Annotated in this window: 19 protein-coding genes; 9 read left to right on the top strand and 10 right to left on the bottom strand. The window is 71.0% G+C overall.

The features are described from left to right. Positions 1-361: 361 nt before the first annotated feature. On the bottom strand, positions 362-1,012 hold the full coding sequence (locus AB0D49_RS31505; protein WP_362763964.1) for a DNA-3-methyladenine glycosylase: 651 nt from the start codon (positions 1,010-1,012) through the stop codon (positions 362-364). 108 nt (positions 1,013-1,120) lie between these two features. Between AB0D49_RS31505 and AB0D49_RS31500 the strand changes: the two genes are divergently transcribed. The 3 genes from AB0D49_RS31500 (at position 1,121) to AB0D49_RS31490 (ending at position 3,199) form a co-directional block, all read left to right on the top strand. Next, positions 1,121-1,903 (top strand): sporulation protein, encoded by a 783-nt coding sequence (locus tag AB0D49_RS31500; RefSeq protein WP_362763961.1) that lies wholly within the window; start codon positions 1,121-1,123, stop codon positions 1,901-1,903. A 40-nt stretch (positions 1,904-1,943) separates the two neighbouring features. Next, positions 1,944-2,483 (top strand): YbhB/YbcL family Raf kinase inhibitor-like protein, encoded by a 540-nt coding sequence (locus AB0D49_RS31495; protein WP_362763959.1) that lies wholly within the window; start codon positions 1,944-1,946, stop codon positions 2,481-2,483. A 209-nt stretch (positions 2,484-2,692) separates the two neighbouring features. Then, positions 2,693-3,199 (top strand): HNH endonuclease, encoded by a 507-nt coding sequence (locus AB0D49_RS31490; protein WP_362763956.1) that lies wholly within the window; start codon positions 2,693-2,695, stop codon positions 3,197-3,199. Between the two features lie 107 nt (positions 3,200-3,306). Here the strand turns inward: AB0D49_RS31490 and AB0D49_RS31485 are convergent, their stop codons facing one another. From AB0D49_RS31485 to AB0D49_RS31475, 3 genes are all read right to left on the bottom strand, one after another. Then, the gene (locus AB0D49_RS31485; RefSeq protein WP_362763953.1) at positions 3,307-4,260 is read right to left on the bottom strand and encodes an SPFH domain-containing protein; all 954 of its coding nucleotides are present in this window, start codon (positions 4,258-4,260) and stop codon (positions 3,307-3,309) included. Between the two features lie 138 nt (positions 4,261-4,398). After that, a complete protein-coding gene (locus AB0D49_RS31480) occupies positions 4,399-4,830 on the bottom strand; it encodes an NfeD family protein (protein ID WP_362763951.1) in 432 nt (143 codons plus the stop codon). Positions 4,831-5,026: 196 nt separating this feature from the next. Further along, on the bottom strand, positions 5,027-5,818 hold the full coding sequence (locus tag AB0D49_RS31475) for an ABC transporter ATP-binding protein (protein ID WP_362763948.1): 792 nt from the start codon (positions 5,816-5,818) through the stop codon (positions 5,027-5,029). Between the two features lie 151 nt (positions 5,819-5,969). Here AB0D49_RS31475 and AB0D49_RS31470 point away from each other — a divergent pair, with 151 nt between their 5' ends. Then, positions 5,970-6,764, top strand: coding sequence for a hypothetical protein (locus tag AB0D49_RS31470; protein WP_362763945.1), 795 nt, complete (start codon positions 5,970-5,972; stop codon positions 6,762-6,764). A gap of 292 nt (positions 6,765-7,056) precedes the next feature. On the opposite strand, the gene AB0D49_RS31465 is transcribed toward AB0D49_RS31470, so the two are convergent. The 4 genes from AB0D49_RS31465 to AB0D49_RS31450 form a co-directional block, all read right to left on the bottom strand. After that, complete coding sequence (locus tag AB0D49_RS31465; protein ID WP_362763942.1) at positions 7,057-7,296, bottom strand: chaplin; 240 nt, start codon at positions 7,294-7,296, stop codon at positions 7,057-7,059. A 189-nt stretch (positions 7,297-7,485) separates the two neighbouring features. Further along, complete coding sequence (locus AB0D49_RS31460) at positions 7,486-7,731, bottom strand: chaplin (RefSeq protein WP_362763939.1); 246 nt, start codon at positions 7,729-7,731, stop codon at positions 7,486-7,488. 178 nt (positions 7,732-7,909) lie between these two features. Next, positions 7,910-8,551, bottom strand: a complete 642-nt coding sequence (locus AB0D49_RS31455) for a response regulator transcription factor (RefSeq protein WP_362763936.1) — start codon at positions 8,549-8,551, stop codon at positions 7,910-7,912. Continuing rightward, positions 8,544-9,689, bottom strand: a complete 1,146-nt coding sequence (locus AB0D49_RS31450; RefSeq protein WP_362763933.1) for a GAF domain-containing sensor histidine kinase — start codon at positions 9,687-9,689, stop codon at positions 8,544-8,546. Before AB0D49_RS31450 ends, AB0D49_RS31455 begins: the two co-directional genes overlap by 8 nt. A 215-nt stretch (positions 9,690-9,904) precedes the next feature. Between AB0D49_RS31450 and AB0D49_RS31445 the strand changes: the two genes are divergently transcribed. The 3 genes from AB0D49_RS31445 to AB0D49_RS31435 all read left to right on the top strand — a co-directional run bounded on the left by AB0D49_RS31445 (position 9,905) and on the right by AB0D49_RS31435 (position 12,756). After that, positions 9,905-10,603, top strand: coding sequence for an SDR family oxidoreductase (locus tag AB0D49_RS31445; protein ID WP_362763930.1), 699 nt, complete (start codon positions 9,905-9,907; stop codon positions 10,601-10,603). Next, positions 10,600-11,685: an S-adenosylmethionine:tRNA ribosyltransferase-isomerase gene (locus AB0D49_RS31440; protein ID WP_362763927.1), complete on the top strand. Its 1,086-nt coding sequence runs from the start codon at positions 10,600-10,602 to the stop codon at positions 11,683-11,685. The genes AB0D49_RS31445 and AB0D49_RS31440 overlap by 4 nt, the downstream gene beginning before the upstream one ends. Before the next feature lie 294 nt (positions 11,686-11,979). Next, positions 11,980-12,756, top strand: a complete 777-nt coding sequence (locus tag AB0D49_RS31435) for a transglycosylase SLT domain-containing protein (RefSeq protein ID WP_362763924.1) — start codon at positions 11,980-11,982, stop codon at positions 12,754-12,756. A 126-nt stretch (positions 12,757-12,882) separates the two neighbouring features. On the opposite strand, the gene AB0D49_RS31430 is transcribed toward AB0D49_RS31435, so the two are convergent. Next, positions 12,883-15,513 carry an FHA domain-containing protein gene (locus AB0D49_RS31430; protein ID WP_362763921.1) on the bottom strand — a complete coding sequence of 877 codons (2,631 nt, stop codon included), beginning with the start codon at positions 15,511-15,513 and terminating at the stop codon, positions 12,883-12,885. A 262-nt stretch (positions 15,514-15,775) separates the two neighbouring features. Here AB0D49_RS31430 and AB0D49_RS31425 point away from each other — a divergent pair, with 262 nt between their 5' ends. Together AB0D49_RS31425 and serB are read left to right on the top strand one after the other, a co-directional pair. Continuing rightward, on the top strand, positions 15,776-17,794 hold the full coding sequence (locus AB0D49_RS31425) for a streptophobe family protein (RefSeq protein WP_362763918.1): 2,019 nt from the start codon (positions 15,776-15,778) through the stop codon (positions 17,792-17,794). A 146-nt stretch (positions 17,795-17,940) separates the two neighbouring features. Continuing rightward, the gene (gene serB, locus AB0D49_RS31420; protein WP_362763915.1) at positions 17,941-19,149 is read left to right on the top strand and encodes a phosphoserine phosphatase SerB; all 1,209 of its coding nucleotides are present in this window, start codon (positions 17,941-17,943) and stop codon (positions 19,147-19,149) included. A gap of 235 nt (positions 19,150-19,384) precedes the next feature. Here the strand turns inward: serB and AB0D49_RS31415 are convergent, their stop codons facing one another. After that, complete coding sequence (locus AB0D49_RS31415; protein WP_362763913.1) at positions 19,385-19,903, bottom strand: histidine phosphatase family protein; 519 nt, start codon at positions 19,901-19,903, stop codon at positions 19,385-19,387. Between the last annotated feature and the right edge of the window lie 50 nt (positions 19,904-19,953).

Below are 19,953 nucleotides of genomic sequence, written 5' to 3'. Positions count from 1 at the left end.
CGCTGTTGAGTTCTCAAGGAACGGACGCTTCCTTTGTACTCACCCTCTCGGGCTTTCCTCCGGGCGCTTCCCTTCGTGTCTCCGACTCTATCAGATCCTTTTCTCGATCCGATTCCCTGTCGGCGGGATTGTCTGGGGCTTTGGGCTATTCACCCGGCGGCCTTTCGACATTCACTACGCTAGCGGAATCCCCGCCCGATTCATAATCGGGGTTCAGGGCATTCGAATTCAGGCATGCGGGCATGACTGAATTGACCCCGGTCAGGGTTCATGTAGCTAGTGGGTTGGCCGCTCCGGCTGCTGACAAGCGCAGTACCCGGTTCAGCGGCTCGGGCCACGTTACGCACCTTCCGTGGTCGCGTCAACTTGAGCGGCGCCTGGGTGCGTGGGCCCGATAGGGGCTCACCGTAGGGTCGTTGGCGATCCAGAAGCGCCAGGGGTGGATCTCCCCGTCGCCGCCCTGGCCGGAGACTCCGGTGCGTGGGCCGTTGCGTACCTGGTCAGTGGGGGCGGGGGTGCCGGTGAGTATGCGGAGCGGGGTTTCGCCCGGGGTGCAGGCGTCGGTGCCGTCCAAGGTCCGGTCCACGTCGAGGGCGGTGGCGAGGCGGGCGGGACCTTTGGCCAGTTCCTTGTCATTTCGGGCTGAGATTCGACGTTTGCGGGCGAGTTCCTCGCCCTCGACGATCTCGCCGGCGCGGAGCAGGACGGCGCTCGCGGTTCCGTCGGGGCCGCAGACCAGGTTCATGCAGTGCCACATGCCGTAGGTGAAGTAGACGTACACATGGCCGGGTGGGCCGAACATCACGGCCGTGCGGGGGGTGGGGCCCCGGTAGGCGTGGGAGCCGGGGTCGTTGGGGCCGTCGTAGGCCTCCACCTCGGTGAGGCGGACCGCGATCGGGCCGTCCGGGGTGGTGCGCAGGAGGATGCGGCCCAGGAGGTCGGGGGCGACCTCCAGTACGGGGCGGTCGAAGAATCGCCTGGGCAGGGGCGTACGGTCGGGGGTCGCGGTCACGCCGTCCGAGAGTAGTGCAGCGGAACCGGACATCGCCGGATCGCGTTTGTAGGGGTCAGGGACCAGATGGATTGAGGACCGCGCGCTCGCCGCGCGAGAGGGAGTGTCATGGCGTTCAAGAAGCTGCTCGCGAGCCTGGGTGCCGGTGGGGCGTCGGTCGAGACCGTGCTGACCGAGGTGAATGTCGTGCCGGGCGGGGTCGTGCAGGGGGAGGTACGGATTCAGGGCGGGTCCGTGAACCAGCAGATCGAGGCGCTGTCGGTCGGGCTTCAGGCCAAGGTCGAGGTGGAGACGCAGGACTCGGAGTACAAGCAGGACATCGAGTTCGCGAAGCTGCGGCTGGGGGGCGCCTTCGAGCTGGTGGCCGGGAATGTGCACACGGTGCCGTTCGGGCTGGAAATCCCGTGGGAGACGCCGATCACGATGATCGACGGACACGCGCTGCCGGGGATGCACATCGGGGTGAGCACCGAGCTGGAGATCGCGCGTGCGGTCGACTCGGGCGACCTGGACCCGGTGAACGTGCATCCGCTGCCGGCGCAGAAGGCGCTGCTGGACGCGTTCATCCAGCTGGGATTCCGGTTCAAGAACGCGGACATGGAGCGCGGGCACATCCGGGGGACGCGGCAGAAGCTGCCGTTCTACCAGGAGATCGAGTTCCTGCCGCCGCAGCAGTACCGGGGGCTGAACCAGGTGGAGCTGAGCTTCGTCGCCGATTCCCAGACCATGGACGTGGTGCTGGAGATGGACAAGAAGCCGGGGCTGTTCAGTGAGGGCAGCGACACATTCCGCTCCTTCCAGGTGGGGCTGCACGACTTCCAGGGGACCGACTGGGCGGCGTACATCAATCAGTGGCTGTCCGAGGTCGGCTCGAAGCGGAACTGGTTCTAGGCTCGGGGGCGACTGAACCATCCGATCAGGAGGTACCGAGGTGACCGAGCCGAAGAGGCGGCCCCTGCCCCATGACTTCCATCCGCCCGTGCCCGCCTTCACGGTCACGAGTGAGGACGTCGAGGAGGGCGGGACCCTCAAGGACGCTCAGGTCTTCGCGGCCGGCAACGTCTCGCCGCAACTGCGGTGGGCGGGGTTCCCGCCGGAGACCAGGAGCTTCGCCGTGACCTGCTACGACCCCGACGCCCCGACGGGCAGTGGGTTCTGGCACTGGGTGCTGTTCGACATCCCGGTCTCGGTGACGGAGCTGCCGGCCGGCGCGGGCACGGGCGGGTTCGCGGGGCTGCCGGACGGTGCGGTGCACGCGCGCAACGACTACGGGACGAAGGACTTCGGAGGTGCCGCGCCGCCGCCGGGGGACGGGCCGCACCGCTATGTCTTCACGGTGTACGCGGTGGATCAGGAGAAGCTCGGTCCCGACGCGGACGCCAGTCCGGCCGTGGTCGGTTTCCATCTGCGGTTCCATGCGTTGGCGCGGGCGCAGCTGATCGGTGAGTTCGAGAACGCCGGGCAGGGCTGACCGGTCCAAGGTTCACCGAACGTTTGCCCGCCTCTGGTCTTGGAAGTGATCAGGGGCGGGCATTTTTGTTCCCGGGGGCGTGGGGGCCACCTTTCGAGGCCACCTCGCGGAGCAGCGGATATTGCGTTGTCCATCTCGGCGTGCCCGGCCAGAGTTGATCCCAGCCCGCCAGAAGTGGGCCGGGTGCGACACGGGAGGTGGGCTGGATCATGCGCGACACGCTGGTGCTCAATGCGAGCTTCGAGCCGCTGTCGACGGTGACGTTGAACCGCGCCGTCGTTCTGGTGCTCCAGGACAAGGCTGTCGTCGAGCAGGCCCACCCCGAGCTTCGGATGCGTGGTGCGGCCGTGGACATACCGGCGCCCCGGGTGATCCGGCTGTGCAGGTATGTGAGGGTGCCGTTCCGAAGACAAGCGCCGTGGTCGCGGCGGGGAGTGCTGGTCCGGGACCGGCACCGGTGCGCGTACTGCGGGCGGCGGGCGACGACCGTGGACCATGTGATGCCGCGGTCCAAGGGCGGTGGGGACACCTGGCTGAACACGGTGGCCTCGTGCGCGGAGGACAATCACCGCAAGGCGAATCGGACGCCGTCGGAGGCGGGGATGCCGCTGCTGCGGGAGCCGTTCGAGCCGACTCCGGCGGACGCGATGCTGCTGGCGCTGGCCCAGGACGACTATGAGGCGCTGCCTGAGTGGCTGAACTCGGTGGCGGCCTAGATCGTTCTACGAGGGGCCCGGTTGGGTGTGAGGTGTGTCGTGTGGTTCCCCGTACCCCGGTGAGGGGGTGCGGGGAACTTTCTGTGTGGGCGTGCGGCGCGGGTCCGTCAGTCGATCGACGGCTTCTCGCGGCGCGGTGCCGGGGGCTTCGGGCTGGTGTCGCCGGGGGTGGCGGAGCCGCCGCCGAGTCCGCCGAAGTTGCCCATGGCGCCGGACAGGCCCTTGAGGGCGTCGCCGATCTCGCTGGGGACGATCCAGAGCTTGTTGGCGTCGCCTTCGGCGATCTTCGGGAGCATCTGGAGGTACTGGTAGCTGAGCAGTTTCTGGTCGGGGTCTCCGGCGTGGATGGCCTCGAACACCGTACGCACCGCCTGGGCTTCGCCCTCGGCGCGGAGGGCTGCTGCCTTGGCCTCGCCCTCGGCGCGCAGGATCTGAGACTGCTTCTCACCTTCGGCGCGCAGGATCTCGGACTGGCGGACACCTTCGGCCTGGAGGATGGCGGCGCGCTTGTCGCGGTCGGCGCGCATCTGCTTCTCCATCGAGTCCTGGATGGAGGTGGGCGGTTCGATGGCTTTCAGTTCGACGCGGTTGACGCGGATGCCCCACTTGCCGGTGGCCTCGTCGAGGACGCCGCGCAGGGCCGCGTTGATCTCCTCGCGGGAGGTGAGGGTGCGCTCCAGGTCCATGCCGCCGATGATGTTGCGCAGGGTGGTGACCGTGAGCTGTTCGATGGCCTGGATGTAGCTGGCGACCTCGTAGGTCGCGGCGCGGGCGTCGGTGACCTGGTAGTAGATGACGGTGTCGATGTTGACGACCAGGTTGTCCTGGGTGATCACCGGCTGCGGGGGGAAGGGGACGACCTGTTCGCGCAGGTCGATGCGGTTGCGGATGGTGTCGATGAACGGCACGACGATGTTCAGGCCCGCGTTCAGCGTCCGCGTGTAACGGCCGAAGCGTTCCACGATCGCGGCGCTGGCCTGCGGGATGACTTGAATCGTCTTGATCAGGGCGATGAAGACCAACACCACCAGAATGATCAAGACGATGATGACCGGTTCCATCGTCGCTGCCCGTACCCTTCTCCGCCTCGGCGGACCTACGGTTGCAGATCTTATGCTTGTTGAAGATCTTGCTGGTCGAGTCTGACAGACCGTCGTATGCCCCGGGGGACGTTCGGTCCACTTGAGGTCCCGTGGGGGTCAGATGACGATCGCCGTGGCTCCTTCGATGTCGACGACGTCCACCTGCTGGCCCGCCTCGTAGCTGCGGTCGGCGTCCAGCGCGCGGGCGGACCAGACCTCACCGGCCAGCTTGATCCGGCCGCCGGAGCCGTCGACGCGCTCCAGGACGGTGGCCTGTCTGCCCTTCAACGCGTCGATTCCGGTGGCCAGTCGGGGGCTGTCGCGGCGGTGCCGGGCGGCGATCGGGCGCACGACGGCGACCAGCGCGGACGAGACGATGACGAAGACCAGGACCTGGGCGACGACACCGCCGCCGAACCCTGCCACTGCGGCTGCCGCGAGGGCGCCGACGGCGAACATCCCGAACTCCGGCATCGTGGTCACCACGAGCGGGATACCGAGTGCTGCCGCGCCGATGAGCCACCACACCCATGCGTCGATGTCGTTCACATGGTCAATGGTATGACTGCGGATCGGGTGGCGGACAGGGTGCAAAAGGGGCTGGGCCCTGCGTTCTTGGGAGTTCAGGGTTTCGCGGGGCGCGATGTCCGGGGTGGTTCAGGGGGTCGCCGGAGGGGTGGCCGGGGTTCGGCGGGGGTTGTTCCGGGGTGTTCTGAGGGTTGTCCGGGGTGTGCGGGCGGGTTCGTCAGGACAGGGGCAGGCCCTGGGCCGTCCAGCGGTCGCCCATCTGCTCGACGACGAGCGGGAGGCCGAAGCAGAGGGAGAGGTTGCGGGAGGTGAGTTCCAGCTCCAGGGGGCCCGCGGCGAGAACCTTGCCCTGACGGATCATCAGGACGTGGGTGAAGCCGGGGGCGATCTCCTCGACGTGGTGGGTGACCATGATCATGGAGGGTGCGATCGGGTCGCGGGCGAGGCGGCCGAGGCGGCGGACCAGGTCCTCGCGGCCCCCGAGGTCGAGACCGGCGGCGGGCTCGTCGAGCAGGAGCAGCTCGGGGTCGGTCATCAGGGCGCGGGCGATCAGGGTGCGCTTGCGCTCGCCCTCGGAGAGGGTGCCGAACTTGCGCTCCAGGTAGTCGGACATGCCGAGCCGGTCGAGGAAGGCGCGGGCGCGCTGCTCGTCGATCTCGTCGTAGTCCTCGTGCCAGGTGGCGGTCATGCCGTAGGCGGCGGTCAGTACGGTCTGGAAGACGGTCTGGCTCTTGGGGAGTTTCTCGGCGAGGGCGATGCCGGCCATGCCGATACGGGGGCGCAGGTCGAAGACGTCGACCTTGCCGAGGGTGTCGCCGAGGATGGTGGCGGTGCCCTTGCTGGGGAAGAGGTAGCTGGAGGCGATGTTGAGGAGGGTGGTCTTGCCGGCGCCGTTGGGGCCGAGGATGACCCAGCGCTCGCCTTCCTTGACCGACCAGGAGACCTGGTCCACCAGCGCCCGGCCCTCGCGGATGACGGATACGTCCTCAAGCTCCAGAACATCGCTCATGAGCGCGTTGTCTCCCCTTGCAGTGTGGCCGGTCTCGGCAGTCGCGTACGCCTAGGCTCGGGCCCGCCGCGCCGGTGGGACAGGCCCTCTACGAAATCTACGCCACCGGCTGCCCGGTCCATTCCATCGGTCCGGTCCTTAGGGTGGACACATGCTCTCGGAACCGCGTTCTGGACGCCTTGCCGCTTGGGGAAATGCCCTGCTTGCCGGACTTGTTTCGCCGGATGACGCCGTGCTGGCCATCGTCGGGGAGGACGCCGTGCACCGGGTGGCCGGGCTGCCCGGCGAGCCCGCGCCGGTCGGTCTGACGCTGGCGCTGGGGCGGCTGCGCGCGCTCGGTGCGACGGGGCTGCGGATCGCGTTGCCGGCGCCTGGGCATCCGCTCGGGCTGAGCGGGCCGCCGGAGTTCAACGCGCGGGCGATGGACGCCGAGGAGGCGGTGATCTGTCACGGGGCGGCGTTCGGTCTGGTGCCGGAGGTGACGGAGGCCGGGCCCGCGGACGACGTACATGTGGAGGTCGTCTGGCACTGTCTGGCCGTACGGGAGGCGCCGCCCGCGGACGTTCCCTCGCTGGGCGAGGCGGAGCGGGAGCTGGCGGAGGCGCTGCGGGACGCGACCGAGCTGCTGACCCGGCTGGATCTGGCGGCGTCGGGGCCGGTGGCGGAGGCGGCGATCGACGCGTACCGGGCGCGGGCCGAGCGCGGTCGGGAGGTGCTGGCGCCGGGGTATCCGCCGCGGGCGGTGCGGGTGCTGGAGCTGGCGCGGCGGGTGGGGCTGCTGATCTCCGTGGCGTCCGAGAGCGGGGACGGGGGTGGTGGGGCGGTGAGTGCGTCCGAGCTGGCGGCGCGGGGGGACGCGCTGCGGCCGGTGGAGCGGGTGGCTCGGCGGGCTCAGGTGGCGGCGTACAACTCTGTGGTGGAGGAGCGGGAGAAGGGGGTGCGGTGAGGTGGGGGGGTGGGGGGCGGTGAGTTTCGGGGGCTGGTGAGTTTTGGGGGGCTTGGGGCGCGGGAGTCGCGCGTGGTTCGGGGGTGGCGTCGGGTGTGGCGCTCGTTTGCGGGCTCGGCGGGCTTGTCCACCAGGGTGTGCGGGCTGTCGGGGTCGTCCTCCAGGGGCGTGCGGGCTGTCGGGGTCGTCCTCCAGGGGCCTACGGGCAAGCGGGCTGTCGGGGCGTCGTCGTGCGTCGTCAAAAGGCCCCCGAGTCGTCGTCGACTCGGGGGCCTCGTGCGGCTGGGGTGGATCAGCCGTTGGCCGCCTGGTTGCCGAACGCCGGGTTCAGCAGGCCGATGACGTTGACGCTGTTGCCCACGGCGTTGACCGGGATGTGCACGGGAACCTGGACGGCGTTGCCCGAGGCGACGCCCGGGGACTTCGCGGCCACGCCCTCGGCGCCAGAGTCGGCGACCGCCGCACCGGCGGAGGCGCCGGCGGCGATACCGGCGACGGTGAGGGCCACGGCGGCCTTCTTGGCGATGTTCATGAGAAGCGTTTCCTCCTGCTGTCGCGTGTGCGACCCGGGCGCGGGTCGTGCGCTGGACAACGCGGAAGGCTCTCGGGTGGCACGGTCGGGCCGGTCCAACTGCCCGTTCGGATCAATGGGCGGACAAAAGGACCGGCCTCCCGGAGAGCGCCCGGGAGGCCGGAGGTCAGTGCTGTGCTAGGACGGCACTCAGTGGTTCACGCCGAGGTTGCCGAACGCCGGGTTCAGCACGCCGATGACGTTGACGCTGTTGCCCACGGCGTTGACCGGGATCTCCACGGGGACCTGGATGACATTGCCCGACACGGCACCCGGAGAGGCTTCGGCCTTGCCGGTCGCCAGGGCGCCGTCCGTGGCGGAGGCCATGCCGGCGCCGGCGGCCACGAGCCCGCCGGCCACGATCGTCACGGCCGCTGCCTTCTTCAGGTTCTTCACTTCTCAAGCCCTCCTTGCGATCGCCACGGCAGTCACCGTGGCACGAATGGAGAACGGCCGGGAGGCACGGAGGATGCGCCATCCGGGGGACATTCCCACGACGGTATGAATCTCACCCCGGAGCGGAACCTTCCGAATTGCCGCCCTGAGCGGATACGGGCCGGTCGCGAAGCGGTCGTCATCCGGTCACACCATGACGTACGGCCCACAGCGCGGCCTGGGTGCGGTCCGCCAGGTCGAGTTTCATCAGGATGTTCGAGACGTGGGTCTTGACGGTCTTCTCGGAGAGGACGAGGGCGCGGGCGATCTCGCGGTTGGAGCGGCCGTCGGCGATCAGCGCGAGCACCTCGCGCTCCCGGTCGGTGAGGGAGCCGCCTCTGCCCTGGCCGGTGGTGGACTCCTCCTGGCAGATGAGCGCGTCGGCGACCTCCGGCTGGAGCAGCACATGTCCTGCGTGCACGGAGCGGATGGCACCGGCGAGGGCCTCGGGGTCGACGTCCTTGAAGACGTATCCGGCGGCGCCCGCGCGCAGGGCCGGGACGACCGTGCGCTGCTCGGTGAAGCTGGTGACGATCAGGACCCGCGCGGGGTGGTCGAGTTCGCGGAGCTTGCGCAGGGCCTCGACGCCGTCCATGCCGGGCATCTTGACGTCCATGAGGACGACGTCGGGGCGCAGCTCCTCCGCGCGGGCGACTCCTTCGGCGCCGTCGGCCGCCTCGCCGACGACCTCGATGTCGTCCTGTACTTCCAGGAAGGTGCGCAGTCCCCGGCGGACCACCTGGTGGTCGTCGACGAGCAGCACCCTGATTGCGTCAGCCACCGGGGACCTCCATCTCGATCGTGGTGCCCGAGCCGGGCGCCGATTGCACGCTCAGCCGACCGCCGACGCCGCTCGCGCGGTCGCGCATGGAGACCAGGCCCAGATGGCGTCCCGCGCGGCGGACGGTACGGGGGTCGAAGCCGGCGCCGTCGTCACGGACGCGTAGGACGGCGCCGCCCTCGCGGCGCTCCAGGACGACGTCGACACGCTGGGCGCCGGAGTGTCGCAGCGCGTTGTGCAGGGCCTCCTGGGCGACCCGCAGGACGGCTTCCTCCTGGGCGGCGGGCAGGGCGCGCATCCGGTGGGCGACGAAGGTGACGCGGGCGCTGTGGGCGCGGTCGAGGACGTGGATCTGGGTGCGCAGGGTGGCGACGAGGCCGTCCTCGTCGAGGGCGGCGGGGCGCAGTTCCACGACGGCGGCGCGCAGTTCGTCGGCGGCCTCGGCGGCGAGGGCGGCGACCTGGTGCAGTTCGCCCTTGGCACGGGCCGGGTCGCGGTCGACGAGGGCGGTGGCGGCCTGGGCGGTCAGGCGCAGGGAGAACAGCTTCTGGCTGACGGCGTCGTGCAGTTCGTGGGCGAGGCGGGAGCGCTCCTCGGCGATGGTCAGTTCCCGGCTGCGCTCGTAGAGGCGGGCGTTGGTGAGGGCGATGGCGGCGTGCTGGGCGAGGATCGCGAGGAGGTCCTCGTCATCCTCGGTGAAGCCGCAGCCGCCGTGCGGCCGGGGGCAGTTCTTGTTGGCGAGGAACAGGGCGCCGATGATCTCGTCGCCGTCGCGGATGGGCAGGCCCAGGAAGTCGACGAGGTCGGGGTGGGCGCTGGGCCAGCCGCCGAAGCGGGGGTCCTTGCGGACGTCGGAGAGGCGCTGCGGGGTGGCGTCGTGGAGCATCGCGGCGAGGATGCCGTGCTGGCGCGGGAGCGGGCCGATGGCCTTCCACTGGGCGTCGCTGACGCCGTCGACGACGAACTGGGCGAAGCCGCCGTGGTCGTCGGGGACGCCCAGAGCGGCGTACTCGGCGTCGAGCAGTTCTCGGGCGGAGGCGACGATCGTCTTGAGGACGTCGCGCACCTCCAGGTGCCTGCTCATGGCCAGCAGCGCGGCGCTGACCGCGGCGAGGCCGGACCGGGGGCCTTGACTCATGACTTCACCGTACCGGCGGGCACCGACAGCGGGATCGGACCGGCGTCCGCCCTGGTCTGGGCCTCGGGACCTAGGTCCCGGGTCGCAGGGTCGGCGGCTTAGGGCGAAGGGCCCCGTCGGACTGCGGCCCGCGCCCGAGGCGCCGGGTGGGGGGCCGTTCCTACGGTGGGGGCACGCCGGACCGAACGGCGTTCGAGGACGAGGGGACGTGTGCCATGCCGGTAGCGATCATCACGGGGGCGTCGAAGGGGCTGGGGCGGGCGCTGGCCGAGGCGCTGGCCGCGCGGGGCTGGGACCTGGTGCTGGACGCCCGCAGCGCGGACGTGCTGGAGGAGACGGCGAAGGCCGTCGCGGGGCACGGCACCCGTGTGGAGGCTCTTCCCGGGGATGTGACGGATGCGGCGCACCGCGCGGCGCTGGTCGCGGCGGCCTGGCGGCTGGGCGGGGTCGATCTGCTGGTGAGCAACGCGAGCGCGCTGGGCGCCGAGCCGCTGGTGCGGCTGGAGGAGCTGCCGCTGGCGGGGCTGCGGCGGGCGCTGGAGGTCAACACGGTGGCGGCGCTGGGGCTGGTGCAGGAGGCGCTGCCGCTGCTGCGGGTGTCGGGCGCGGGCACGGTGGTCGTGATCAGCTCGGACGCGGCGGCGGAGGCGTACGAGACGTGGGGCGGCTACGGGGCCTCCAAGGCGGCGCTGGACCAGCTGGCGGCGGTGCTGGGGGCCGAGGAGCCGGGGCTGCGGGTGTGGGCGGTCGATCCGGGGGACATGGCGACGGACCTGTACGCCGCCGCGGTTCCGGAGGACGGTGATCCGCGGCCGGAGCCGGGGAGTGTGGTGCCGGCGTTCCTGCGGCTGCTGGACGAGCGGCCGGCGAGCGGCCGGTACTGTGCGCCGTCGCTGCTGGAGGGGGTGCGGTGACGCTGGCCCTGCGGGTCCCCGAGGAGCTGTCCGCGCGGGTGCCCGCCGAGCAGCGGGGGGCGGGGCTGGGCCGGGACGCGGTACGGCTGCTGGTGTCGCGGGGGACAGAGGTGGCGCACCACCGGTTCGTGGAGCTGCCGCGGCTGCTGCGGGCCGGGGACCTGCTGGTGGTGAACACCTCGCCGACACTCCCGGCCGCGGTGGACGGGACGCTGGGGGCCGCACATGTGGTGGTCCATTTCTCCACGCGTGGGGACGACGGGCGGTGGTCGGTGGAGCTGCGTGCGCCGGACGGGCGGGGCACCACGCGTGCGCGTGCGGGCGGTCCCGAGGGGACGGCGGTGGCGCTGCCCGGGGGTGTGCGGCTGGTGCTGGAGGAGCCGGTGAGTCCGGCCGGGCTGCGGCTGTGGTGGGCGCGGGTGTCCGATCCGGACGTGCCGGGGCTGCTGCGGGCGCACGGGCGGCCGATCCGGTACGTCTACACGGAACGGGACCAGCCGCTCACGGCGTACCAGACGGTGTTCGCGCTGCCCTCGGAGGACGGGGCGGGCAGCGCGGAGATGCCGAGCGCCGCGCGGCCCTTCACGGCGCGGCTGGTGGCGGAGCTGGTGAGCCGGGGGGTGCAGTTCGCGCCGGTGACGCTGCATACGGGGGTGGCGTCGGTGGAGGCGCATGAGCCGCCGTTCCCGGAGCGGTTCGCGGTGCCGGAGACGTCCGCGCGGCTGATCAGGGCGGCCAGGGCCGGTGGGGGGCGGGTGATCGCGGTGGGGACGACGGCGGTGCGGGCCGTGGAGTCGGCGGCGGGGCCCTCAGGGGTCGTACGGGCGGCCAGGGGGTGGACGGACCTGGTGGTGACGCCCGAGCGGGGCGTACGGGCCGTGGACGGGCTGCTGACGGGGCTGCACGAGCCGGAGGCGTCGCATCTGCTGATGCTGGAGGCGGTCGCGGGGCGGGCGGCGGTCGGCCGGGGGTACGAGGCGGCGGTGCGGGGGCGCTACCTCTGGCACGAGTTCGGGGACGTGCATCTCCTCCTCCCGGAGGAGAACCCTCACGCTGAGGGTTGCTCCGGCAACTGTTGGTAAAACTACCCAGGCGCCGATGTGAGCCCGCGCATATCGCGCACATCACGTACGAAGGTCGGTAGGAGATCAAGACCCTGCATGTGAACGGGACAGACAGCGCAGTCTGTCCCGTTTTGCACTTCCTGGGTCCACTACCCGGCTTCGTACGTCACATCTTTGCCAGGCATTTTTGCGACCGCTAAGAATGGCTGCCGTCGCTCAGCGCCGCGGACTCCTGTCGCGGCTCACTCGCGGACAGTCCCCTGTTCCGGCGGATGTTGAGCGGCCCCCGCTACTCGAAGAGGTCCATTCGCCATGCCGAAGAACATTAAGCTTTCCGGTCTTGCCGCTCGGACCGGTCGCACCGCCCGGACCGGTCTGTCTGGCCTGTCCGGTCTCGCCGCCCGCGGTAAGGCCCTCCCCAGGCAGCGCAAGGCCGCGCTGGCCGGGGTCGGCGCGCTGAGCGCCGCCACGCTGGCGTTCACCGTGCTCCCCGCGGACGACACCGCCACCACGGTCACCGCCGACGCCGCCGCGCCGCAGATCAGCTACACCGGTGAGCAGATCAAGGACGTCAAGGGCAGCATCACCGACCAGCTCGCCGGTGCCAGCCTCAAGGTCGAGGCCATCGAGGCGCGGAAGCAGGCCGCGCACCAGAGCGCCGCCGAGGCGCGCAAGGCCAAGGCCGAGGCGCAGCAGCGGGCCGCCGAGCAGCAGGCCGCGAGCCGCTCCGCCCAGCGCCCGCAGAGCAAGCCCGCCGCCCCGTCGTACAGCAACAACCTGGACGGCTGGATCCGGGAGTCGCTGGACATCATGGACTCCAAGAACATCCCCGGCAGCTACCACGGGCTGCACCGCAACATCATGCGGGAGTCCTCCGGCAACCCGAACGCGATCAACAACTGGGACATCAACGCCATCAACGGCGTGCCCTCCAAGGGCCTGCTCCAGGTGATCCCGCCGACCTTCGCCGCGTACCACGTGCCCGGTACGCCGAAGAACATCTACGACCCGGTCGCCAACATCGTCGCCGCCGCGAACTACGCGGCCGACAAGTACGGCACGATCGACAACGTCAACGGGGCGTACTGAGGCAGGGCTCCCGTAGGCGGGTCCTATGGGCCGCCTCGTGGACGGGCTCCACATGACGCCGGTGGGCGGCACCCCCTGTCAGGGGGCCGCCCACCGGCGTACTCGCGTGCGGGCCCGCCGCTCACGTCACTTGCGCATGACCTCCGGCTCGTGGCGGCGCAGGAAGCGGGCCACGAAGATGCCGCAGAGGACGCCGAGGGCGAGCAGCGCGGCCATGTCCAGGCCCCAGGCGCCGACGGTGTGCTCCCAGAGCGGGTCGTTGCTGCCGCCCTCCTCGGGCGGGCTGATGCGGTTGAAGTCCAGCGTGGCGCCCGCCGCGGCGACCGCCCAGCGGGACGGCATCAGATAGGAGAACTCGTTGACGCCGACCGTACCGTTCAGCATGAACAGACAGCCGGTGAAGACGACCTGGACGATCGCGAACATCACCAGCAGCGGCATGGTCTTCTCGGCGGTCTTCACCAGCGACGAGATGATCAGACCGAACATCATCGAGGTGAACCCGAGCCCCATGATCGGCAGGGACAGCTCGATCATCGTCAGGTTGCCCAGGACCAGGCCCTCCTCCGGGATCTCCCGGGAGGAGAAGCCGATCACGCCGACCAGCAGGCCCTGGAGCACGGTGATCATGCCGAGCACGAACACCTTCGACATCAGATACGCCGAGCGGGACAGGCCGGTCGCGCGCTCCCGCTCGTAGATCACCCGTTCCTTGATCAGTTCACGGACCGAGTTCGCCGCGCCCGCGAAGGTGGCGCCGACGGCGAGGATCAGCAGGACCGTGGTCGCCGTGCCGTTGGGCACGATCCGGCCCTGTGCGTTCGGCCCGTTGGGCAGCAGGCTCTTGTCCGGGTCGATCAGCAGGCTGACCGCGCCGAGGACGGCCGGGAGGATCACCATCAGGGCGAGGAAGCCCTTGTCGGAGGCGATCACCGACACATAGCGGCGCACCAGGGTGACCCACTGGGACATCCAGCCCTGCGGCTTGGGCGGCCTGATGGCCTGCATCGGCGGCATCTGTACGGCCTGCGGGGCGACGGCGTCGATGTCCGCGGCGTACATCTGGTAGTGCTGCGAACCCTTCCAGCGGCCCGCCCAGTCGTAGTCGCGGTAGTTCTCGAAGGCGGAGAAGACATCGGCCCAGGTGTCGTAGCCGAAGAAGTTCAGCGCCTCCTCGGGCGGGCCGAAGTAGGCGACCGCGCCGCCCGGGGCCATCACCAGGAGCTTGTCGCACAGGGCCAGTTCGGCCACCGAGTGGGTGACGACCAGGACCGTACGGCCGTCGTCGGCGAGGCCCCGGAGCAACTGCATGACATCGCGGTCCATGCCCGGGTCGAGTCCGGAGGTCGGCTCGTCCAGGAAGATCAGCGACGGCTTGGTCAGCAGCTCCAGGGCGACCGACACGCGCTTGCGCTGGCCGCCGGAGAGGGAGGTGACCTTCTTGTCCTTGTGGATGTCGAGCTTCAGCTCGCGCAGGACCTCGTCGATCCGTGCCTCGCGCTCCTGGCCGGTGGTGTCGGCGGGGAAGCGCAGCTTGGCCGCGTATTTGAGAGCTTTCTTTACCGTCAGCTCTTTGTGCAGGATGTCGTCCTGCGGGACCAGGCCGATGCGCTGGCGCAGCTCGGCGAACTGTTTGTAAAGGTTCCTGTTGTCGTACAGGACCTCGCCCTGATTGGCAGGACGGTAACCGGTCAGCGCCTTGAGCAGCGTCGACTTGCCGGAGCCGGACGGGCCGATGACCGCGATGAGCGACTTCTCGGGGACGCCGAAGGAGACGTCCTTGAGGATCTGCTTCCCGCCGTCGACCGTCACCGTCAGATGGCGTGCGGAGAACGACACCTCACCGGTGTCGACGAACTCCTCCAGGCGGTCGCCCACGATCCGGAACGTGGAGTGGCCGACACCCACGATGTCGGTCGGGCCGAGCAGTTGCGAGCCGCCCTTGGTGATCGGCTGGCCGTTGACATACGTGCCGTTGTGCGAGCCGAGGTCACGGATCTCCATCCGCCCGTCGGGCGTCGAGTGGAACTCCGCGTGGTGGCGCGAGACCTGGAGGTCGGAGACGACCAGGTCGTTGTCCAGGGCGCGGCCGATGCGCATGACCCGACCCAGCGAGAACTGGTGGAACGTGGTCGGGCTGCGGTCGCCGTAGACCGGCGGCGCCCCCGCCGCGCCACCGGGTCCCTGCGGGGTGGGGGCGCCGTGGCCCTGGGCTTGGTGCTGGTGGGGGACATGGGCCGGCTGCTGCCAGCCGGGCTGGGGTTGGGGCTGAGGTTGGGCGGACGGGGCTGCGTGGGGATGGGCGTGGGCCTCGGGTGACCGTGACTGGGGTTGTGCCTGGTGCGCCTGCGCCTGGTGTGCCGGAGGCGGCTGCTGGGACCAGGCAGGGCCGGCCGCCTGGGCGGCGCCCGCGCCGCCGTGCACGCCCTGGGCCGCGTACGGCTGCTGCGGCTGGGCCGCGCCCGTCCCCCCCGAGAGCTTGACCTGCGGACCGTCGGTCGCGTTGCCCAGGTGCACCGACGAGCCGGGACCGATCTCCAGGCGCTGGACCCGCTGGCCCTGCGCGAAGGTCCCGTTGGTGCTGCCGTGGTCCTCGATGACCCAGCCGCGTCCGTCGAAGCTGACCGTGGCGTGCCGCCAGGAGACCCTGGCGTCGTCGAACACGACGTCCCCTTGCGGGTCGCGTCCGAGTGTGTAGGGCCTGGACGGGTCGAGCGTCCAGGTCCGTCCGTTTGTTTCCAGTACGAGTTCCGGCACTCCATGCCCCACTGAGTTGTCCCCCGATATTTCCCCCGTCAAAGGGAGTCTAGGGATGTCGAACATCGGGGGGAACTATTTCAGGAGCGGCCCCTTGACCGGAAGTCGGGCCTTGTACGGGGCTTGTCCGGGCCTTGTAACAGCGTCCTGGGGCGTGTCTGAGCTTTGTCGTCGACAGGGTTGCAACCCGCCCGCGAAGTGGTATTCCACGCGAAGGGGACGTGCGCGGCACTGTCCTACTCGGCGGATCGGGGGGTCTGCGATGAGCGTGGAGACCGTACGGCGTGCTCGACGGGTGCCGTGGATCGACGTACTGCTGTCCTCGGTCGCCGCCGTGAGCTGGGCGTTGATCGCGATGGCCGGTACGGCGGCGCTCGGGCTGCATCTGCTGGGGGCGGACGCGGCGGGCTCGCTGGGGCCGATGACCGCGGCGGTGGTGGCGCTCGGGGCGGGTGGTTCGGTGACCCCGTCCGGCGATGTGTCCGCGTTCGGGCTTCAGGGGGCGGAGGCGGCGACGGCCATCGAGATCACGCCACTCGGAGTGAGCCTGGTCGGTGCGCTCTTCCTGTCGTGGGTGTTTCTGCGGTCCCTGCGGGCGGCGGGGGCCGTGGTGTCGGCCGCTGAACTCCTGGCGCGTGTGGCCGGGGTGACCGGGGTGTTCGTGGCGGCGCTCGGGGGGCTGGCCTGGGCCGGGCACGACGTGATCACGATCGACGGGGGCGCGCTCGGGCTGGGGGATGTGCCGGGGGGCGGGGGAATTGGTGGGGGCTGGGGGATCGGGGGGATCGAGATCCCCGGGGTCGGGGACGTGGGGGACATCGGGGGGCTGCTGCCGGACCGGGTCGGCGATCTGATCGACGCGGAGGCCGCGGTCGGGTTCACCGTGGACACCGGGGCGACGCTGCTCGGCGGGCTGTGCTGGGTGCTGGGGGTCCTGTTGATCGCGCTCCTCGCCTCGCGGCGTACTCCCCTGCCGCGCGGTGCGGCCTTCGTCCACCGGGTGGTACGGCCGGGCGTGTCGTCGCTGGTCAGCGTGTTGCTGGTGGCGGTCGCCGCGGGGATCGCCGCGGCGGGGTACGCGGCGATCGGTGACGACCATCCCCGGCGGATCGCCGGGGCGGCGCTCCTCGGGGCGCCGAACGGAGTGTGGCTCGGGGTCCCGCTCGGCCTCTTCGTGCCGTACGAGGGCGATGCCGTGGGGCCGCTGACCGGGTTCCTGCCGCATCCGCTGGACGATCTGCTGGCCGACTCGGACGGCCCGGTCACCCTCGCGCGGCTGGCGGAACTGGACGGCAGGGTGTGGCTGCTGGCGGTGGGGGCGGGGGTGTTGATGATGCTGGCGGGGGTGTTGGTGGGGGTGCGTACGCCGGTGGGGGCGTCGGTGCGGACGGAGGCGGCATCCGGGGCTTCGGGGGGCGGGGGCGGTCTTCTTGCGTTCGTGGTGCGGTGTGCCGTGCCGTTGGGGGTCGTCACGGCGGTGGCGTTGCCGTTGCTCGGGTGGCTGGCGCGGGTGTCGGTGGACGCCTCGCTGTCGGTGCTCGGTGTCGACGCGTTCGGGGCCGGGATCGATCTGCGGGGGCGGGCCGGGTCCGCCGTGTTGCTGGGGGCGGGGTGGGGAGTCGGGGGCGGGGTCTTGGGGGCGTTGTTGGCTTGGGGGGCGGGGGCTGCGGGGCGGGGGGCCGTGAGAGTGGGGGCGGATGGGGCGGTGGGGGCGGGGTTGGGGGCGGTTGCGGGTGTGGGTGGCGGTGCGGGGAGGGGGGTGGGCGCGCCTGTGGGGAGGAGGGAGGCTGAGGTGGCACTCGGTGACGTGAGGGGGGCGGTGGAGGGGGCTGGTCTGCATGCGCAGGGGGCGGCGGAAGGGGCTGGTCCGTATGCGCAGGGGGCGGCGGAAGGGGCTGGTCCGTATGCGCCAGGGGTGCCGTACCGGCCGCCCAATCCGGATACCAATCCCTATCTACAGGTGCCGGGAGAGGTGCGGGGACGGGGGCGTGGCGGGGAGGCGTCGGATGGAGAGGTACGGAGGGGAGGGGCTTCGGGCGGGGAGGTACGGAGGGGTGAGGCATCGGAAGGCGAGGCACGGAGGCGAGAGGCACCGGGTGGAGGGGCGGGGCGGGGAGAGGCGCCCGGCGACCGTCCTGGGGTGCCGCCGGCCGACGTGCACGGGTCGCCCACCGTGGCCGGGCCGGGCGTATCGCCCGCTCCCCCGCCGTCCCGGCGGCCTCCCACCTCGCCCGAGGACGGGCCGCCTCCGCCGCCCGGTCGGCCCGGGGGGCGTCGCTGATCTCCGTACCAGGGGCGCGGCGCTGATCCCTGTACCGGGGGCGACTTTTCGGGTGGATGACATCGATCGGACACCCATTGTTCCGTGTCCGCCAGACGGACCACGGAGGCGGTAGGCACTGGGTGCCGGATACGGTGGGAGGCACCATGAGCCCTTCGCAGACCTCAGACTTCCCCACCCTCCTTGTCAAGATCTTCGGCAAGGACCGGCCGGGCATCACGGCCGGGCTCTTCGACACCCTCGCCGCTTTCACGGTCGACGTGGTCGACATCGAGCAGGTCGTCACCCGTGGCCGGATCACGCTGTGCGCGCTCGTGACCGAGCCGCCCCAGGGACTGTCGGGAGAGCTGCGGGCGACCGTCCACAGCTGGGCGGAATCGATGAAGCTCCAGGCGGAGATCATCTCCGGCACCGGCGACAACCGGCCACGCGGGCTGGGCCGCTCCCTGGTGACCGTGCTCGGCCATCCGCTGACCGCCGAGGCGACGGCGGCCATCGCCGCGCGGATCACCGCGTCGGGCGGCAACATCGACCGTGTCTTCCGGCTGGCCAAGTACCCCGTGACGGCCGTCGAGTTCGCGGTGTCCGGTGTCGGGACCGAGGTGCTGCGCACCTCGCTGGCCACCGGTGCCGCCGCGCTCGGCGTCGACATCGCCGTGGTGGCGGCCGGGCTGCACCGGCGGGCCCAGCGGCTGGTGGTGATGGACGTGGACTCCACGCTCATCCAGGACGAGGTGATCGAGCTGTTCGCCGCGCACGCCGGGTGCGAGGACAAGGTCGCCGAGGTCACCGCCACCGCCATGCGCGGGGAGCTGGACTTCGAACAGTCGCTGCACGCGCGGGTGGCGCTGCTCGAAGGGCTGGACGCCTCGGTGGTGGACAAGGTGCGCAGCGAGGTGCGGCTGACGCCGGGCGCGCGGACCCTGATCCGGACGCTGAAGCGGCTCGGCTACCAGGTCGGCGTGGTGTCCGGCGGGTTCACCCAGGTCACCGATGACCTCAAGGAGCGGCTCGGGCTGGACTTCGCGCAGGCCAACACGCTGGAGATCGTCGGCGGCAAGCTGACCGGCCGGGTCACCGGCGAGATCGTGGACCGCGCGGGCAAGGCGCGGCTGCTGCGCCGCTTCGCCGCGGAGGCGGGTGTTCCGCTGTCGCAGACGGTCGCCATCGGGGACGGCGCGAACGATCTGGACATGCTGAACGCGGCCGGGCTCGGGGTCGCCTTCAACGCCAAGCCGGTGGTGCGGCAGGCGGCGCATACGGCGGTCAATGTGCCGTTCCTGGACACCGTGCTGTATCTGCTCGGGGTCACCCGTGAAGAGGTGGAGGCGGCGGACACCCACGACGAGGGGTGACAGCTCGGCTGGAGGCTGAGGGCTGGAGGAGGGGCGGACTCGGGCCTCGGTCCGGAGGCGGGGCGGCTCGGCGGGGAAGAGGGGCAGCCTCGGCCCGAAGGACGGTGACCTCGTCCTTGGGCTCGCCTCAGTGGGAGGGTCGCTGGAGGTCGTCGGTACGGCGTGGCGAGGCCCGGCATCGGATGGTGCCGGGCCTCCGGTCTTCCCGGACCGGGCGGCGGGGGGGGTGGCGGCGTCAGTCGGACGGGGCCCAGAACTCGGTCAGTGCCGCTGTGCCGGGCTCCAGGTTCTTCCAGGGGCTGTCGGTGGTGAGGACGGCGAAGGCGGCGGCCGGGAAGCCCCGGCGGCTCATCCGCTCGCGCGGCTCGGCCTCCGCGGTGCCGGAGAGGACCTCGGCGAGGCCCTGGACGCCGGGGTTGTGGCCGATCAGCAGAATGGTGCGGACGTCGTCGGGGGTCTCGTTGAGCAGCGCGATCAGTTCGCCGGGGGACGCCTCGTAGATCCGCTCCTCGTAGACGGTTTTCGGCCGGTGCGGGAACTCCTGGACGGCGAGCTTCCAGGTCTCCCGGGTCCGGGTCGCCGTGGAGCACAGGGCCAGGTCGAAGGCGATGCCGGTGTCGGTCAGTCTGCGCCCGGCCTCGGCGGCGTCGAGGCGGCCCCGCTCGGCGAGCGGACGCTCATGGTCGTTCACCTGGGGCCAGTCGGCTTTCGCATGCCGGAAGAGGATGATCCTGCGGGGTTCTGCGACGCTCATGGCCCCAGCTTCGCATGAAACACGCCATGGGGCGCAGGGAGTTGACTTGG

Source organism: Streptomyces sp. NPDC048290 (assembly GCF_040652095.1).
GTDB lineage: Bacteria > Actinomycetota > Actinomycetes > Streptomycetales > Streptomycetaceae > Streptomyces.
The sequence above is the reverse complement of the archived record's forward strand: the minus strand, read 5'-3'. Positions and strand labels throughout refer to the sequence as shown.

Excerpts from the sequence above, each read along its gene's own strand:
- AB0D49_RS31500 (WP_362763961.1), top strand. The coding sequence starts at position 1,121 with ATGGCGTTCAAGAAGCTGCTCGCGAGCCTGGGTGCCGGTGGGGCGTCG.
- AB0D49_RS31490 (WP_362763956.1), top strand. The coding sequence starts at position 2,693 with ATGCGCGACACGCTGGTGCTCAATGCGAGCTTCGAGCCGCTGTCGACG.
- AB0D49_RS31485 (WP_362763953.1), bottom strand. The coding sequence starts at position 4,260 with ATGGAACCGGTCATCATCGTCTTGATCATTCTGGTGGTGTTGGTCTTC.
- AB0D49_RS31475 (WP_362763948.1), bottom strand. The coding sequence starts at position 5,818 with ATGAGCGATGTTCTGGAGCTTGAGGACGTATCCGTCATCCGCGAGGGC.
- AB0D49_RS31470 (WP_362763945.1), top strand. The coding sequence starts at position 5,970 with ATGCTCTCGGAACCGCGTTCTGGACGCCTTGCCGCTTGGGGAAATGCC.
- AB0D49_RS31465 (WP_362763942.1), bottom strand. The coding sequence starts at position 7,296 with ATGAACATCGCCAAGAAGGCCGCCGTGGCCCTCACCGTCGCCGGTATC.
- AB0D49_RS31450 (WP_362763933.1), bottom strand. The coding sequence starts at position 9,689 with ATGAGTCAAGGCCCCCGGTCCGGCCTCGCCGCGGTCAGCGCCGCGCTG.
- AB0D49_RS31445 (WP_362763930.1), top strand. The coding sequence starts at position 9,905 with ATGCCGGTAGCGATCATCACGGGGGCGTCGAAGGGGCTGGGGCGGGCG.
- AB0D49_RS31435 (WP_362763924.1), top strand. The coding sequence starts at position 11,980 with ATGCCGAAGAACATTAAGCTTTCCGGTCTTGCCGCTCGGACCGGTCGC.
- AB0D49_RS31425 (WP_362763918.1), top strand. The coding sequence starts at position 15,776 with ATGAGCGTGGAGACCGTACGGCGTGCTCGACGGGTGCCGTGGATCGAC.
- serB (WP_362763915.1), top strand. The coding sequence starts at position 17,941 with ATGAGCCCTTCGCAGACCTCAGACTTCCCCACCCTCCTTGTCAAGATC.
- AB0D49_RS31415 (WP_362763913.1), bottom strand. The coding sequence starts at position 19,903 with ATGAGCGTCGCAGAACCCCGCAGGATCATCCTCTTCCGGCATGCGAAA.